Raw genomic sequence first — 14,064 nt, 5'->3', positions numbered from 1 at the left:
GATTAAATGAAGGAAACGATTGTACATAAAAACAGTAAACAAATGCAGTATGAGCCTTCTTTAAATTCAGCCTTATTATTAAAACGATACAAACGCTTTCTGGCTGATGTCCGGCTACCGGATGGCAATACCACAACCATCCATTGTGCCAATACCGGCGCAATGACTGGCTGTGCTGAACCCGGCAATACAGTCTGGTATTCCACATCGGACAATCCGAAAAGAAAATACCCCTGCAGCTGGGAATTAACACAAACACCTGATGGTCATTTCATCTGTGTGAATACTCAACGCGCGAATACCGTAGCAAAAGAAGCGATCCTTTCCGGGGTTATCGATGAACTTCAGGGGTATGAACAACTAAAAACCGAAGTTAAATATGGACAAGAGAACAGCCGGATTGATATCTTCTTGTCTTCGCCATCACAACCCGATTGTTATGTCGAAGTAAAAAGCGTGACTCTGCTTGATAATCACGTCCGGGAAAATAGCGGTCCCGGACAGGGATATTTTCCGGATGCCAAAACGGTCCGGGGGCAGAAGCACCTCAGAGAACTGATCGATGTTGCTCGAAATGGACACCGGGCCGTACTTCTGTTTGCTGTTTTACATTCAGGGATTGAAAAAGTCTCTCCGGCACACCATATAGATGCAAAATATTCAGATTTACTTCAAGAGGCACAAGAAGAAGGCGTGGAAGTCATATGCTATAAGGCTATACTTTCCAAACATGAGATAAGACTCGTTTCCGCAGTTCAGTTCAGTTGGTAATTGGTAAAAAATTGATACTGTCTGCACAATATAAACAAGTTTGTACCAGAGTGTTTGCCACACCAAATTCTTTTTGCTATAGATAGCCGCCTTAACATGAACTGCACTCGCAGTTGACTAGGTGTTCGTAGGGAGATGCTGTATGACAGAATCCAAAAAGAAATCGCTAGGCATCCTAGCCATTGCAGGACTTGAGCCATATCAGGAGAAACCTGGTGAAGAGTATATGTCACCAGACCAGATTGCTCATTTTACAAAAATCTTACAAGCGTGGCGCAACCAACTGAGAGAAGAAGTTGAACGTACTGTGAACCATATGCAAGACGAAGCAGCCAACTTTCCTGATCCTGTTGATCGCGCCTCTCAAGAAGAGGAATTCAGCCTGGAACTGCGTAACAGAGACAGAGAACGCCGTTTAATTAAGAAAATTGAAAAAACTCTGAAAAAAATCGAAGATGATGACTTTGGTTTTTGTGAATCATGTGGTGTTGAGATAGGTGTTCGCCGCCTTGAAGCCCGGCCCACAGCAGACTTATGTATTGACTGCAAAACGCTTGCTGAGATCAAAGAAAAACAAATGCAGGGTTAATGCATTTGAAACTTGTCTCACCCCTGAGAAAGGGAGCCATTGGCTCCCTTTTATTCTTTCAGATTGACTCGTCAATGTGATTCAATGGACTCAGATATGAAGGCATATACCGGCCGTTTTGCCCCATCACCATCCGGACCACTCCACTTTGGCTCTCTGATCGCAGCACTGGGAAGTTATTTTCAGGCCAAAGCAATGCAGGGAGAATGGCTGGTCAGAATTGAAGACCTTGATCCACCACGGGAGATGCCCGGGGCAACATCTTTGATTTTGAAAGCGCTGGAAAGTTATGGGTTACACTGGGATCGTGACATTTACTATCAAAGCCAGAGACACGACATCTACCAGGCTCAGATAGACGAGTGGCTTTCATCAGGTCAGGCTTACTATTGCCAGTGTACGCGTAAACAGGTCAAAGCATCCGGCGGATATTACACCGGCACATGCAGAGAGAAAAAGCTACCACCGGGTCAGGGACATGCAGTCCGGCTTTGTATGACGCGTCCGGTTTACTCGTTTCATGATGAGAAGCATGGTCTCATCGATGTTCCCGAACCTTTAGCGCGTGAGGATTTTATTATTCAACGCAGAGACGGACTGTTCGCGTATAATTTAGCGGTCGTCATTGATGATATTGAGCAAAATGTGACTCAGGTCGTTCGCGGGGCAGATTTAATCGAACCCACAGGCAGACAAATCAGTCTGTACCAGATATCAGGCCATACGCCGGTCAGCTATCTGCATTTGCCACTGGCTGTAGACAGCCCGGGACATAAACTATCAAAACAAAATCACGCACAAGCGATTGATATTCAGAATCCAGTCCCCACATTAGTCCGGGCTATGGTATTTCTGGGATTTCAGTTACCACAGGGAATAGAAGCGGCGAATTTAGCGGAAATTATAGACTGGGGATGCCGAAACTGGCATATTCAACAACTTCCCGATAAATTTGAAATAATCCTGTGATTCTCAAATGACACACTGTGAGTTATCATTAGCCGCAAATTAAATTGGCTCACAAATTGGTTCTGTCAATAACAGATAACAAACTCAGACATATGTCTGCTTTTGTTCCGATGCTCATGAATAAAAACGAAACTACACTAGAAACTCATCGCGTTTACCCTGATTTAACGTTAAATATTTTAACGCGGAAAGAGCACAGCATATCCCGCAAACAGATTAGCGAGAATGCACTCAAAGTGCTTTACCGGCTTCAGGGAGCTGGTTTTAAAGCCTACCTTGTTGGTGGCGGTGTCCGCGATCTTCTATTAGGCGAAACACCAAAAGACTTTGATGTTGCAACCAATGCAACACCAGAACAGATCCGTCAGCTTTTCAGAAACTGCCGTCTGATCGGTCGCCGGTTCCGGCTGGCTCATGTCATGTTTGGCCGGGATATTATTGAAGTTGCAACTTTCAGAGGTCATCATCAGGATTCAAATACGCCTGTTTCAGTTAAATCTGAAGCCGGGATGCTCTTAAGAGATAATGTTTATGGCTCGATAGATGAGGATGCTGAAAGAAGAGACTTCACTATCAATGCGATGTACTACGATATTTCGGATTACAGTATTCATGACTACGCTGGCGGCATTGAAGATTTAGACGAGCGTCTTATCCGTCTGATCGGAGATCCGGAAAAACGCTACCGGGAAGATCCGGTCCGGATGCTCAGGGCGGTTCGTTTCGCTGTGAAACTGGATTTCGATATTGAAGAAGAGACAGCAGCGCCGATAGAACAACTGGCACCGCTGCTTCAAAGCATTCCAGCAGCCAGACTCTATGAAGAATCACTCAAAATGCTGCAAAGTGGCTACGGGCTGGAGACGTATCACCAGATGCGTGAATACAATCTGTTTCAACAGATGTTTCCGGTCATTTCCGCCCACTTTACGGAAGATTACAGCTCTCAGACTGAGCGTATGCTCGACTTAGCACTGGATGCCACAGATATGCGTCTGGAAAGCGGTAAGCGCGTTAATCCTGCCTTTATGTATGCAGCAATACTTTGGTATCCGGTCAATCACCTTGCAGATTCACTGATGGAAATGGAAGATCTCTGTTACCACGATGCAGTAATGGAAGCCGGTAACAGAGTTCTCGATCAAATGGTCAAAACCATTGCTATTCCGAGACGTCATACCACCACAATCCGTGAAATCTGGCAGATGCAGCTTCGCTTCCTGCGCCGTCATGGCAAAAGAGCGTTCCGCCTGCTGGATATTAATAAATTCCGCGCCGGGTTTGACTTTCTGATGATGAGAGGCCAGATCGAGGGCGGTGATACTCAAAAACTGGCAGAATGGTGGAATACTTTCCAGTCTGCCGGACGGAAAATGCAACAGGGCATGATCAATAACTTAGGACGCTCAGGCACCCGGAGCGCTAAGCTCTATCGGAGTCGCAAGCCAGTTCCGAAGAAAAAGCCAAAAGGCAACCCACCGTCATGATCACCGCTTATATTGCAATTGGCAGTAATCAGGGAGATCCGGTTGAGCAGGTCAGACAAGCGATTAAAAACCTGGAAAAACTTCCTGATTCTGAACTTCTGAGCGTTTCTGCACTTTACAGCAGCACGCCAATGGGCCCGCAGGATCAGCCTGATTACATAAATGCTGTTGCTTCGATAAAAACAAACTTAACACCACTTGAATTGCTCGATCAAACACAAGCAATTGAGCTTGAGCAGGGGAGAGTGCGTAAAGAAGAACGATGGGGACCGCGAACACTCGATCTGGATATCATTCTTTTTGGCGATGAAGTAATTCAGTCTGAACGACTGACAATCCCCCATTACGGAATGAAAGAGCGGGAGTTTGTCCTTTATCCGCTGGCAGAAATTGCTCCCGATTTAATTTTGCCTGATGGGAGTCAACTGAGCCGGTTTTTGTCAACCATTGACAGAAACGGACTCTGTGTCTGGGATAAAAACCATGCCTTGTAAGGACGTTTTATGAAAAAAATAACAATCAATGACCTGATGCAATGGAAACAGGACGGGAAAAAATTCGCAACATCAACTGCTTATGATGCCAGTTTTGCCCGGGTTTTTGAAAGTCAGAACATGCCGGTGTTACTTGTGGGTGATTCACTGGGAATGGTGCTCCAGGGGCAGCCAGACACGCTTCCGGTGACTTTGAGCGATATGATTTATCATACAAAATGTGTGCGGGCCGGCAGCCCGAACTGTATGCTCATGACAGATATGCCCTTCATGACTTATGCAACACCTGAAGAAGCTTGCAAAAATGCAGCTCAAATTATGCGGGCTGGTGCAAATATGGTAAAAATAGAGGGCGGCAGCTGGTTAGCAGACACCGTAAAAATGCTGACAGAGCGCTCTGTACCTGTCTGTGCACATTTAGGATTAACCCCACAGTCTGTTAATATTGTTGGTGGATACAAAGTTCAGGGACGACAGGAAAAACAGGCAGAGCAAATGCTTCAGGATGCAATTGTTCTCCAGAATGCCGGCGCCCAGATTATTCTTCTCGAATGTGTTCCTGCCAGCCTTGCGGCTAAAATCACCCAATCACTGGATGTACCGGTAATTGGTATTGGAGCCGGTCCGGATACCGATGGCCAGATTCTGGTTATGCACGATATGTTCGGTATCTCGGCAAACTATATGCCCAAATTTTCAAAAAACTTTTTAGCAGAGACAGGCGATTTACGCCAAGCCATTGCGAAGTACATGGAAGATGTAGAACGTGGTATTTTCCCTGACGAAGCACATACCATCGCCTAAAGGAGTGATTCATGCAAACTTTTACTGAAGTTTCAGCTTTAAAAGAGCAGATTAAACAGTACAAGCTTGACGGACGAAAAATAAGTTTCGTTCCAACCATGGGGAATTTACATGAAGGCCACCTCAGTCTGGTTCGAAAAGCCAAAGAGTTGGCTGACGTTGTAATCGTCAGTATTTTTGTTAATCCGATGCAATTTGATCGTGTTGATGATCTGAACAGTTATCCCCGGACATTAGACGATGATTTGTCAAAACTGGAAGGTGAAGCCGTTGATCTGGTTTTCACCCCGGCAGCGGATGTCATTTATCCTCAGGGCACCGAGCAACAAACCTATGTCGAAGTCCCGGGAATTTCACATATTCTGGAAGGTGCTTCCCGTCCCGGACATTTTCGTGGCGTCGCCACTGTTGTGGCAAAACTGTTTCATCTGGTTGAACCGGATATCGCCTGCTTCGGAGAAAAAGATTATCAGCAACTGGCTGTGATCCGGCAAATGGTCGGTGACTTATCTTTTAATATTGAAGTCATCGGCGTACCAACTGTCAGAGAACTTGACGGGCTGGCTATGAGCTCAAGGAACAACCTGCTGACACTGGATGAACGCCAGCGCGCTCCGGTCCTGGCAAGGACAATGCGCTGGATTAACAGTGCGATTCGTGGCGGCAGAGAGGACTTTGATTCAATCATCGAAGATGCCAGTGATCAGCTCAGAGCCGCGGATTTACAACCGGACGAAATTTTTATCCGTGACGCACACACCCTTTTACCGGTTACTGAAGAGAGTAAGCAGGCGGTCATTCTGATGTCTGCATTTCTTGGCAAAGTCCGCCTGATTGACAATCAGGTCCTGGATATCAGTCTGGAAACCAAAGAGACCGAAACTCCGGAATCAGAATAATCAGCCATAAAATGAAAGCCGTCCTGACTCAATATCAAAGGACGGCTTTCATGATTCACTTCTGTCAAAGCAGCTTATCAGCCAAAATATCAGCAACCCGCCTTAAATTTCCGATTAATGATTCCAGACCAAAACGATGAATTTCTGGTGTCAGGCCGGAAACACTGATAGCGTAGGAAGCTTTCAAATCTTTTTCCAGCGGTACAGCAATACAGGTAATCCCGGACTCATTGCCTTCTCCGTCAACCGCATAACCACGACTTCTGATGTGATCCAGTTCTTTAAAAAAGTCCTGTTCATCCTGAATTGAATGCTCACCAAAGTGTTTAAAATTGTTCAGATTATGGTTGTGACTTTGCCAGTACTTTCTCTGTTCATCGGCAGAAAAATAGGACAAAACAACTTTACCACAGGCAGAATGCAACAAAGATGAAGCCAGCCCCGGATGTGCATTGGTATGAAATGCCGAATTTTTAGGTTCTGCTTTTGTCAGCAGCAATACTTTATCAAAATCCCGCCGCTGCAAATTCACAGTAAAGCCGGTTGTATTTGCTAAATCCGCCATAAAAGGCGTCGCGACACCAACAAGCGCATCATTATTAATCACAGAGTATCCCAGCGTCACCATTTTGGTCGTCAGCAAATATTTACCACTATCCGACTGCCTGACGTAGCCACACTGACAGAGACATTTACAGATTCTGTGAATCGTCGTTTTCGGATAACTCATTAATTTACATAAATTATCCAGACTTATACCTTCAGAAGCACCGGCGATTTGTTCCAGCACTTCAAATGTTTTATTTACAGATTGCATAATTACTCAACAGTACCATCGTTTTTCTTACATTGCCCCTGTCAGTCAGAAGAGAGACCGCTGAATGCTCAGTGGACAGGTATTCATCATATGACGATATAGAATCACCTGCCACTGAGAATGCTGGTTTCACAGGGTTAAGGTTGCTTAATTTTAATCACGATTTTACGCACTAAGCCCGGTGAAGAGACCGCCAGTCCCGGCATATGAACCGTTTTGGGAGAGAATAAATAAAACTCATCAAATCTCATGTTCTGATAACTCATGTCCACAGCATTAACCGGCGTAAAACAGATATCCTTTTCACTGTCATAGGAAAATTCTTTGGCTAACTGCTCATACTGTTCATCCGTGACTTCCGCCCAGCCAAAGCGTTCTTCACCTTCCACGATCAGCTGAACATCACAATATGTTTTATGGAATTCAGGCCCGACCGGGCTTTCAACATTCGTGTCATATTCCATCACCACGAAAAAAGCATCTTCTTCTGCGAATCCCGGAATCGTGTATTTTCCCAAATCCATATTCACTAAATCCTGTGCTTTCACATAATTAATCGCAGTGACAAACGGCTCAGGAAGTAACGATTGATAGTCAGAAGAATTAAAATCACTAATAAACATGAGGGGTCCTTAAATTTTTGCCAAAGTCTGGCAATCAAGCTCAATACAATAAACGGATGTTGATGCCGTGATATAAAGTACGGTCTCATCATCATTAAATGTACAATTTGAGACGGTTTCCGGAACAGGAATTTTACCCATCAGATTCATGTGCCGGTCCAGAACCAAAATACCTTCAGCAGAACTACAGTAAAGTGTGCCGTAGCGATCCACCGTCATTCCGTCAGGTATTCCCTGCGCCACCTGATAAACTAAACGCCCGTTTAGCAGCCGCTTGTCTTCCACATCAAACATTTTAAGATGCTTCAGCCCGCATGAAGGAAAATCAACAACCGACATATCTGCAACATACAGTGTCTTTTCATCCGGAGAAAAGACCAGCCCGTTTGGCCGTTGCACATCAGTCGTTGCAATCACTAATGAATCATCAGCCGGATCATAACAATACACATAACATCCGATGATCTGACTCTCTGATTTGTAGCCTTCTTCATCACTGGTAATGCCATAAGGCGGATCGGTAAACCAAATCGTACCATCTGACTGACGTTCTACCACATCATTGGGTGAATTCAATCGTTTACCATCAAATTTTTCCACCAAAATCCGGGCAGACGCCAAATTATCCCTGTGTCTTAAAGAAATACAGCGTCTGCCATGCTCACACGTCACCACATTGCCGTTCGATAACACGTAATTCCCGTTGGCAAAATTTGAAGGTTCAACGACTAACTCTGTTTGCCGCGTTTGAGGATCATACGTATACATAGCATTCTTTTTCACATCTGAGAACAACAGCTGCCGGGAGTGCTGCAACCATGCAGCACCCTCACACCAGATATGTCCTTCGCTGACCCGGGTTAACTCAGAAATAATCGCCTGTTTAAAAGACATAAATGACCACCTGTTATTTCACTTTCCATGATGCTTTGTAGTAATCCCGGTATCCGTTGTCCGGATCATAGAGATTGCGATCTCCACCCGATGAATGAATATTTTCGGCAGTCACCAAGTGTGCTGGTGTGACATAGCCACTAATCGGTTGATTGTGGAAAAGCCGGTTCAGCTCATCAATAATCTGCCAGCCATGTAAGCTGAGCGGTTCTGCCACCGTCGCCACCTGAAAATCACCATTTCTGATCCGTTCAAAAGCAGATTCACTGCCATCGCCCGCGGAAATATTGAATGGTCCCTGACCTTTTTTCCTGCCTAAAGATTTCAGTGCCGGTGCCATGTAATCAAAATACAGGTCATTAATCGCCAGCGTATAATTGTATTTATCACCATATTTTTGCACCATGGAATAGGTCAGTTGCGGGATCCGGGCTGAAGTATTTGCCAGTGGTGTATCGGCATAAGAGAGGACAGAACAGCCGGCACACTTCTCAATATAAGACTTCATGACATCCGCTTTACGGACAGCAATGCTGTAAAGTCCATCAGTTAAAATCACCACGTGTGCTTTACCATTTGATTTGGCAATCGCATACATAGCTGAGACTTTCGCCACATCATCGGCAGAGCTGGTGATATTATCTTCAATATAGAGATTCGGAATCGGACCCGGTTCCGGCGTCGCATGCCAGCTCACGATGTGGATCCCGTATTTTTTGGCCTTTCTTAACGTCGGAATCATTGTATTGGGAGTAAATCCGCCCACCACAATACCATTGGGTTGCAGGGCCAGTGCCTGTTTTAAAGCGGATGACTGTGCCGGCACACTCCCGCCACCATCCAGTACCCGGACTTTCCAGCCAATGGCTTTGGCGGCTTCCTGATATCCTTTTACCACACCAAGCACACCACTGTTTTTCAAGTCAGACGCAACAAAAATAACGGTTTTATCTTTTGCTGCTGCTGGTCCTTCCGGCAGTGTGAACTGGCTTAAAGCGTCTGATGACGCCTTGCTGACAACCTCTTTTGCCATTTGTACATAGTCGGATGCAGAATCAGCCAGGGCGGGTGATGTTAAACAACCGGCACAAATCAGTACGGTTAATGCTTTGAGTTTATGATTCATCATTTCACCTTCACGTTATTTTTGGTTGCTGTTTGTTTACGTTTTTGGCTGAAACCGGCCAAAGTAATCGAAATTAAAAGAATCGCACCGTTGAACAGCGGCTCGACAAAGAAAGGCGTTCCCAGTTGCTGCAGACCTGAAATACCAACACTGACCAGTGAAACACCAATCAGTGTTCCCCAGACATTCACCCGGCCGGCCCTGAACGTGGTTGATCCGAGAAAAGCCCCGACTAAAGCGGGCAGCATATAGTCCTGCCCCACAGACGAAGAACCTATCCCGATGTGGGAAGCCAGCAGAATACTGGCAAAAGCAATCAGACCATCTGAAACAATATAAGAGCCGATATAACAGGCTTTGGTATTAATGCCGTTTAATACCGCAGTATTTGGATTCGCACCGACCGCATAAAGTTTTCGGCCCAGTGCGGTATATTCACTGACCAGCCAGAGCAGTACGGAAATCGCCATCAGGTAAAAAACCACAACAGGAATCCCCGCCACTTCAAATCCACTCAACAGATAGAAGCTTTCCGGCAACGCACCCACGATTTGATGGCCATCGGTATGCCAGAGAGAGACAGCATAGATCACTGTCCCGGTGCCCAGTGTTGCCACAAAAGAGTCAATATCAGCCAGGGCAACCAGCATGCCATTTAATGCGCCATACAGACAGCCGCAGAATACGACAATCACAGCAGCCGCTTCCCATGAAAACCCATAGCGCTGCTGTAATGTAATGACAAATACGTGCCAGAAGGTCACGCCAAAACCGACATTCAGGTTCATTTTTCCGGTAATCATGGTCACCATCGCGGCCAGTGCCAAAATTGCCACCACACTCTTTTCACTTAAAATCGCCTGCAATGTCAGCATTGAGAAAAACGTATCGGTTGTCAGGCTGAACAGAATGACTAAAAATATGGTCAGGAGCAGTAACCCATACCGCATTGTCACCTGAGTCAGCAGGTTTCCCATGCCCAGAGACATGGTGATCTCCGTTTCTAACGCTGTTGATTTGATATTAGATGTCGCCATATTCTGCCTCTCCTGCCTTTGAACCGGACGCATATTTGAGTAAATTCGCCACAGTCACCTCTTCTTCGGTTAATTCTTTCACCACACTGCCCCGGTTAAATACCAGCGCACGATTCGCAATATTGACGACTTCTTCGAAGTCACTGGAAATCACGATAATTGACAGCCCCTGACGAATGTAGCCCTGCATAATTTTGTAAATTTCAGCCCTTGCACCGATATCAACCCCTGCGGTCGGGTTATCCAGAATCACCACCGGTTTATTGAGATGGAACCAGCGGGCCAGAATCACTTTCTGTTGATTCCCGCCACTCATTGAGCTAATCGGAATTTCAGGATCTAACGGCCGGACATCGTATTGCTTCATCGCCGTCAGGACAGTTTCAAATTCTTCCTGACGGGAAAGGTAAGACAGGTTATTTTTCCCCTGATTGGTTGGATTGAGGTTGAAATTTTCCAGTGCAGACATCGGCCCGCAAATACTGGCTTTCACCCGATCAGCCGCCACCATGGCAAAGCCGCTTTGGATACTTTTCTCCGGAGAACGGATATCAGCCGGCCGCCCCTGAACACAGACGGAACCAGACTTGATATTCAGACATCCGAACAAAGCCTGGCCAATCGCTTCCTGTCCGGCATTACGCAACCCGGCTAAAGCCACCAGCTCCCCCTGCCGCAACGTCATCTGAAATGGATCCAGATCGCCAATCTGCAAATCATTCACAGTCAGAATATTTTCATTTTCCGGCTGTAGCGGTGTCCGGTAGTTCATACTCTGTTCTGAACCAACAATCAGCGTCACCAAGTCATCGATTGAGTAATCAGCGACTTCACCGGCACCCACCAGGCAACCATCTCTTAAGACAACCACGTCATCACAAATTTCATGGATCTCATCAAGGCGGTGAGAAACATAAATCATCCCGACGCCCTGAGCTTTTAACCGCTCCAGCACTTCAAACATCCGGCCCACATCGTCAGCCACCAGTGAAGCAGTTGGCTCATCCAGCACCAGAACTTCTGCATCTGCAACCAAGGCTCTGGCAATCGCCAGCAAGGACTTTTCAGCCGCACTTAAATTAAAAATCCGGTCATTGGCTTTGACATCAAGCCCGACCATGGCAAGCACTTCGTCTGCTTTTTTCTCAGCCGCTTTCCAGTCAATCAGTCCCCACTTTTTGGGAAAGCCCAGTGTCAGGCCGATATTCTCGGCAACGGTCATCCACTCAATTAATCCTAAATCCTGATGGATGAAAGCAATCGGCGTTTTGTCTGCAGAAACCAGATGAGCGGCATCTTCGATCTCCTGACCTTTGAAAATAATCCTGCCGGATGTTTTCTTATGAATACCGGCCAGCGTTTTTATCAGGGTCGATTTACCGGCCCCATTCTCACCCAGTAAGGCAACACACCGCCCTTTGTGGACATGAAAAGATACCGAATCCAGAGCAACAAAATTAAAAAAAGATTTACTCAGTTGCTCAATGGATAACAGACTCTCCTGTGAATAATGAATCAATTCCATAATCCCTCACATAGACTCAGATATTTTCTCTTCGCAATCAAATACCATAATATGGAATATTTAATTATTTAATTCCAAATAATGATATAAACAGAAGGAAGGCTAAAAAGTGAGCAAGATCTTTATTTGATAATAAGATGGATAATTTTTGGTGTTTGAGTGAGTCAGATCACATGGATTCTTTATATCGGTCAGTCAAACACCGGAGAAAAAAAGGATGCTGCAAAATAGGGGGATTCCTGATAGCCACAGCATCCTGAGGGAGGAACAACTCAGACAGGAAAACGTCATTGAACAACCGAAGATCAATGGCTGTTAGCCGGACTGCGGGAAACGCTCAAAACCTGCCTGACGGGCCATCTCAGCCAGGCGTTGCTTCGCCGTTGCAATGTTCTGATACCAGTGCTCATCCTGTGCCCACATTTCAATCACCATCGGCGCGCTGTAATTGATTTTCTCCAGTGTCGAAAACACGGATGGAAAATCGACTTCCCCTGCCCCGATCAGCAAATCACGGAATTGCCCCGGAAAATCATCTTTCACCTTCAATGTATCTTTCAGGTGAATCTGCACAATATGATCCTGAGCGAGCTGAATCTCCGTACTGACATCATGATTCCAGCCACTGATATTCCCCACATCCGGATAAGCCATAAAAAATGGCGACGAGACCTCACGTTTCAGTACTTCAAATTTGGTCAGAGAATTCAGATAAGGCGTATCCATAATTTCAACGGCCAGCATGACACCGGCGCGTTCTGCCTGACGGGCAGCCCACTGCATCCCTTCAATAAACCGCTGATGCGTTTCCCCGGATTGCGGTTCGTAGTAAACATCATATCCGGCCAGCTGAATGGTTCTGACCCCCAGCTGATAAGCCAGTGCAATGGCTTTTTTCATGATCTGATATGCTTCTTCCCGGATGGCCGGATCATCTGATCCAAACGGAAATTTCCGGTGCGCGCTCAAACACAGACTTTGCAGTGGCATTTCATGCTCAAAACAGAGCTGACGTAAGGCCCGGACTTCTTCTTTATTCCAGTCCAGCCGGGCACGCCGCTCTGCTGTTTCGTCAACGGATATTTCGACAAAATCAAACCCGAGGGATTTGGCGTAAGTTAATTTCTCTTCCCAGCTCAGAGCGGCTGGCATCGCTTTTTCATAAAGCCCCAGTCTGGCTGTTCTTTGATCGTGATACATGGTGGTGATCCTTTCTGTTATGGCTACCTTGTGAATCAAACATTGAGCAGAGTCTGTTGACCCGCTATTTCTTAAACAACTCCTGCTCAATTGCGGATGTCGCTTTCTGAATCATACCGGCCAGATTTTCAGGCCCCATATTTCTTAACCGCGGTGTCAGTGTTGAAACACTCACCGCATAAGCGGGTGTCCCTGAATTATCAAAAACCGGCACTGCCGTGCAGGATATTCCGGCTTCATTTTCTTCGTTATCAACGGCATAACCCTGAGCGCGAATCATCTTCAACTCTTCAAAAAAATGACTTTTTTCAGTGATGGTGTTGTCAGTCAGCTTTTGGAACAGGCGGGTATTCCGCTGCCAGTAATTTTCCTGATCTTCACTGGTAGAAAAGGCCAGAAAGACTTTCCCGGCAGCGGTGCAGTACATCTCCGCATAAATACCGACAAAGGTCCGGGTCCGGAAAGAAGCGTATCTGGGTTCAAGTTTATCCCGGAAGACAATTTTGTCTCCTTCGCGGGAAATCAGATTGACCGTTTCATCCAGCGCCGTCATCAAGGCGTTCAGCTCTGGCCGGATGGTTGTCAGAACATCGGAGCTCAGAGCAGAATGCCCGATGTGCAGCAATTTCAGGGTCAGCCGGTAATTCTTGGTCGATGCCTGCTGTGTCACATATCCGAGCGCTTCGAATGTGGTCAACATCCGGTAAACCGAGGTTTTATTAATCCCGGTCTGCCGGGTAACTTCATGTAATGCGGCACCATCCGGATGATGACTCAGATACTCCAGAACCATCATGGACTTGACCAGTGACTTCACCTGTTCACTCAT

At 46.1% G+C, this 14,064-nt stretch carries 15 protein-coding genes; 7 read left to right on the top strand and 8 right to left on the bottom strand.

What is annotated here, in order from left to right; genetic code table 11:
- Positions 1 to 42: 42 nt before the first annotated feature.
- The 7 genes from sfsA (at position 43) to panC (ending at position 6,013) form a co-directional block, all read left to right on the top strand.
- Entirely contained in the window at positions 43 to 771 is a 729-nt protein-coding gene (gene sfsA / locus OC443_RS03955) for a DNA/RNA nuclease SfsA (protein WP_073580335.1), read from the top strand.
- 142 nt (positions 772 to 913) lie between these two features.
- Complete coding sequence (gene dksA, locus OC443_RS03950) at positions 914 to 1,360, top strand: RNA polymerase-binding protein DksA (RefSeq protein WP_073580208.1); 447 nt, start codon at positions 914 to 916, stop codon at positions 1,358 to 1,360.
- 96 nt (positions 1,361 to 1,456) lie between these two features.
- Entirely contained in the window at positions 1,457 to 2,329 is an 873-nt protein-coding gene (gene gluQRS / locus OC443_RS03945) for a tRNA glutamyl-Q(34) synthetase GluQRS (RefSeq protein ID WP_073580337.1), read from the top strand.
- Between the two features lie 110 nt (positions 2,330 to 2,439).
- On the top strand, positions 2,440 to 3,816 hold the full coding sequence (gene pcnB, locus OC443_RS03940) for a polynucleotide adenylyltransferase PcnB (RefSeq protein ID WP_073580339.1): 1,377 nt from the start codon (positions 2,440 to 2,442) through the stop codon (positions 3,814 to 3,816).
- Positions 3,813 to 4,310 (top strand): 2-amino-4-hydroxy-6-hydroxymethyldihydropteridine diphosphokinase, encoded by a 498-nt coding sequence (gene folK, locus OC443_RS03935; RefSeq protein ID WP_073580209.1) that lies wholly within the window; start codon positions 3,813 to 3,815, stop codon positions 4,308 to 4,310. The genes pcnB and folK overlap by 4 nt, the downstream gene beginning before the upstream one ends.
- Positions 4,311 to 4,319: 9 nt before the next feature.
- The gene (panB, locus tag OC443_RS03930; protein ID WP_073580210.1) at positions 4,320 to 5,114 is read left to right on the top strand and encodes a 3-methyl-2-oxobutanoate hydroxymethyltransferase; all 795 of its coding nucleotides are present in this window, start codon (positions 4,320 to 4,322) and stop codon (positions 5,112 to 5,114) included.
- A gap of 11 nt (positions 5,115 to 5,125) precedes the next feature.
- Positions 5,126 to 6,013 carry a pantoate--beta-alanine ligase gene (panC, locus tag OC443_RS03925; RefSeq protein ID WP_073580211.1) on the top strand — a complete coding sequence of 296 codons (888 nt, stop codon included), beginning with the start codon at positions 5,126 to 5,128 and terminating at the stop codon, positions 6,011 to 6,013.
- A 64-nt stretch (positions 6,014 to 6,077) separates the two neighbouring features.
- Here the strand turns inward: panC and OC443_RS03920 are convergent, their stop codons facing one another.
- From OC443_RS03920 to OC443_RS03885, 8 genes are all read right to left on the bottom strand, one after another.
- Positions 6,078 to 6,830, bottom strand: a complete 753-nt coding sequence (locus tag OC443_RS03920) for an IclR family transcriptional regulator (RefSeq protein ID WP_073580212.1) — start codon at positions 6,828 to 6,830, stop codon at positions 6,078 to 6,080.
- A gap of 137 nt (positions 6,831 to 6,967) precedes the next feature.
- Positions 6,968 to 7,453, bottom strand: a complete 486-nt coding sequence (locus OC443_RS03915) for a YhcH/YjgK/YiaL family protein (protein ID WP_073580213.1) — start codon at positions 7,451 to 7,453, stop codon at positions 6,968 to 6,970.
- Positions 7,454 to 7,462: 9 nt separating this feature from the next.
- Positions 7,463 to 8,347 carry an SMP-30/gluconolactonase/LRE family protein gene (locus OC443_RS03910; protein WP_073580214.1) on the bottom strand — a complete coding sequence of 295 codons (885 nt, stop codon included), beginning with the start codon at positions 8,345 to 8,347 and terminating at the stop codon, positions 7,463 to 7,465.
- Between the two features lie 13 nt (positions 8,348 to 8,360).
- A complete protein-coding gene (locus tag OC443_RS03905; RefSeq protein ID WP_200796891.1) occupies positions 8,361 to 9,476 on the bottom strand; it encodes a substrate-binding domain-containing protein in 1,116 nt (371 codons plus the stop codon).
- Complete coding sequence (locus OC443_RS03900) at positions 9,473 to 10,510, bottom strand: ABC transporter permease (protein WP_073580216.1); 1,038 nt, start codon at positions 10,508 to 10,510, stop codon at positions 9,473 to 9,475. Before OC443_RS03900 ends, OC443_RS03905 begins: the two co-directional genes overlap by 4 nt.
- On the bottom strand, positions 10,497 to 12,035 hold the full coding sequence (locus tag OC443_RS03895; protein ID WP_073580217.1) for a sugar ABC transporter ATP-binding protein: 1,539 nt from the start codon (positions 12,033 to 12,035) through the stop codon (positions 10,497 to 10,499). Before OC443_RS03895 ends, OC443_RS03900 begins: the two co-directional genes overlap by 14 nt.
- A gap of 315 nt (positions 12,036 to 12,350) precedes the next feature.
- Positions 12,351 to 13,235: an L-ribulose-5-phosphate 3-epimerase gene (locus OC443_RS03890; RefSeq protein ID WP_073580218.1), complete on the bottom strand. Its 885-nt coding sequence runs from the start codon at positions 13,233 to 13,235 to the stop codon at positions 12,351 to 12,353.
- 64 nt (positions 13,236 to 13,299) lie between these two features.
- The gene (locus OC443_RS03885) at positions 13,300 to 14,064 is read right to left on the bottom strand and encodes an IclR family transcriptional regulator (protein ID WP_073580219.1); all 765 of its coding nucleotides are present in this window, start codon (positions 14,062 to 14,064) and stop codon (positions 13,300 to 13,302) included.

This window comes from Vibrio quintilis (genome assembly GCF_024529975.1).
GTDB lineage: Bacteria > Pseudomonadota > Gammaproteobacteria > Enterobacterales > Vibrionaceae > Vibrio > Vibrio quintilis.
The sequence above is the reverse complement of the archived record's forward strand: the minus strand, read 5'-3'. Positions and strand labels throughout refer to the sequence as shown.

Bases quoted from the DNA above. Each gene is read 5' to 3' on its own strand.
- sfsA (WP_073580335.1), top strand. From the start codon at position 43: ATGCAGTATGAGCCTTCTTTAAATTCAGCCTTATTATTAAAACGATAC.
- dksA (WP_073580208.1), top strand. From the start codon at position 914: ATGACAGAATCCAAAAAGAAATCGCTAGGCATCCTAGCCATTGCAGGA.
- gluQRS (WP_073580337.1), top strand. From the start codon at position 1,457: ATGAAGGCATATACCGGCCGTTTTGCCCCATCACCATCCGGACCACTC.
- pcnB (WP_073580339.1), top strand. From the start codon at position 2,440: ATGCTCATGAATAAAAACGAAACTACACTAGAAACTCATCGCGTTTAC.
- folK (WP_073580209.1), top strand. From the start codon at position 3,813: ATGATCACCGCTTATATTGCAATTGGCAGTAATCAGGGAGATCCGGTT.
- panB (WP_073580210.1), top strand. From the start codon at position 4,320: ATGAAAAAAATAACAATCAATGACCTGATGCAATGGAAACAGGACGGG.
- panC (WP_073580211.1), top strand. From the start codon at position 5,126: ATGCAAACTTTTACTGAAGTTTCAGCTTTAAAAGAGCAGATTAAACAG.
- OC443_RS03920 (WP_073580212.1), bottom strand. From the start codon at position 6,830: ATGCAATCTGTAAATAAAACATTTGAAGTGCTGGAACAAATCGCCGGT.
- OC443_RS03915 (WP_073580213.1), bottom strand. From the start codon at position 7,453: ATGTTTATTAGTGATTTTAATTCTTCTGACTATCAATCGTTACTTCCT.
- OC443_RS03910 (WP_073580214.1), bottom strand. From the start codon at position 8,347: ATGTCTTTTAAACAGGCGATTATTTCTGAGTTAACCCGGGTCAGCGAA.
- OC443_RS03905 (WP_200796891.1), bottom strand. From the start codon at position 9,476: ATGATGAATCATAAACTCAAAGCATTAACCGTACTGATTTGTGCCGGT.
- OC443_RS03900 (WP_073580216.1), bottom strand. From the start codon at position 10,510: ATGGCGACATCTAATATCAAATCAACAGCGTTAGAAACGGAGATCACC.
- OC443_RS03895 (WP_073580217.1), bottom strand. From the start codon at position 12,035: ATGGAATTGATTCATTATTCACAGGAGAGTCTGTTATCCATTGAGCAA.
- OC443_RS03890 (WP_073580218.1), bottom strand. From the start codon at position 13,235: ATGTATCACGATCAAAGAACAGCCAGACTGGGGCTTTATGAAAAAGCG.
- OC443_RS03885 (WP_073580219.1), bottom strand. From the start codon at position 14,064: ATGAGTGAACAGGTGAAGTCACTGGTCAAGTCCATGATGGTTCTGGAG.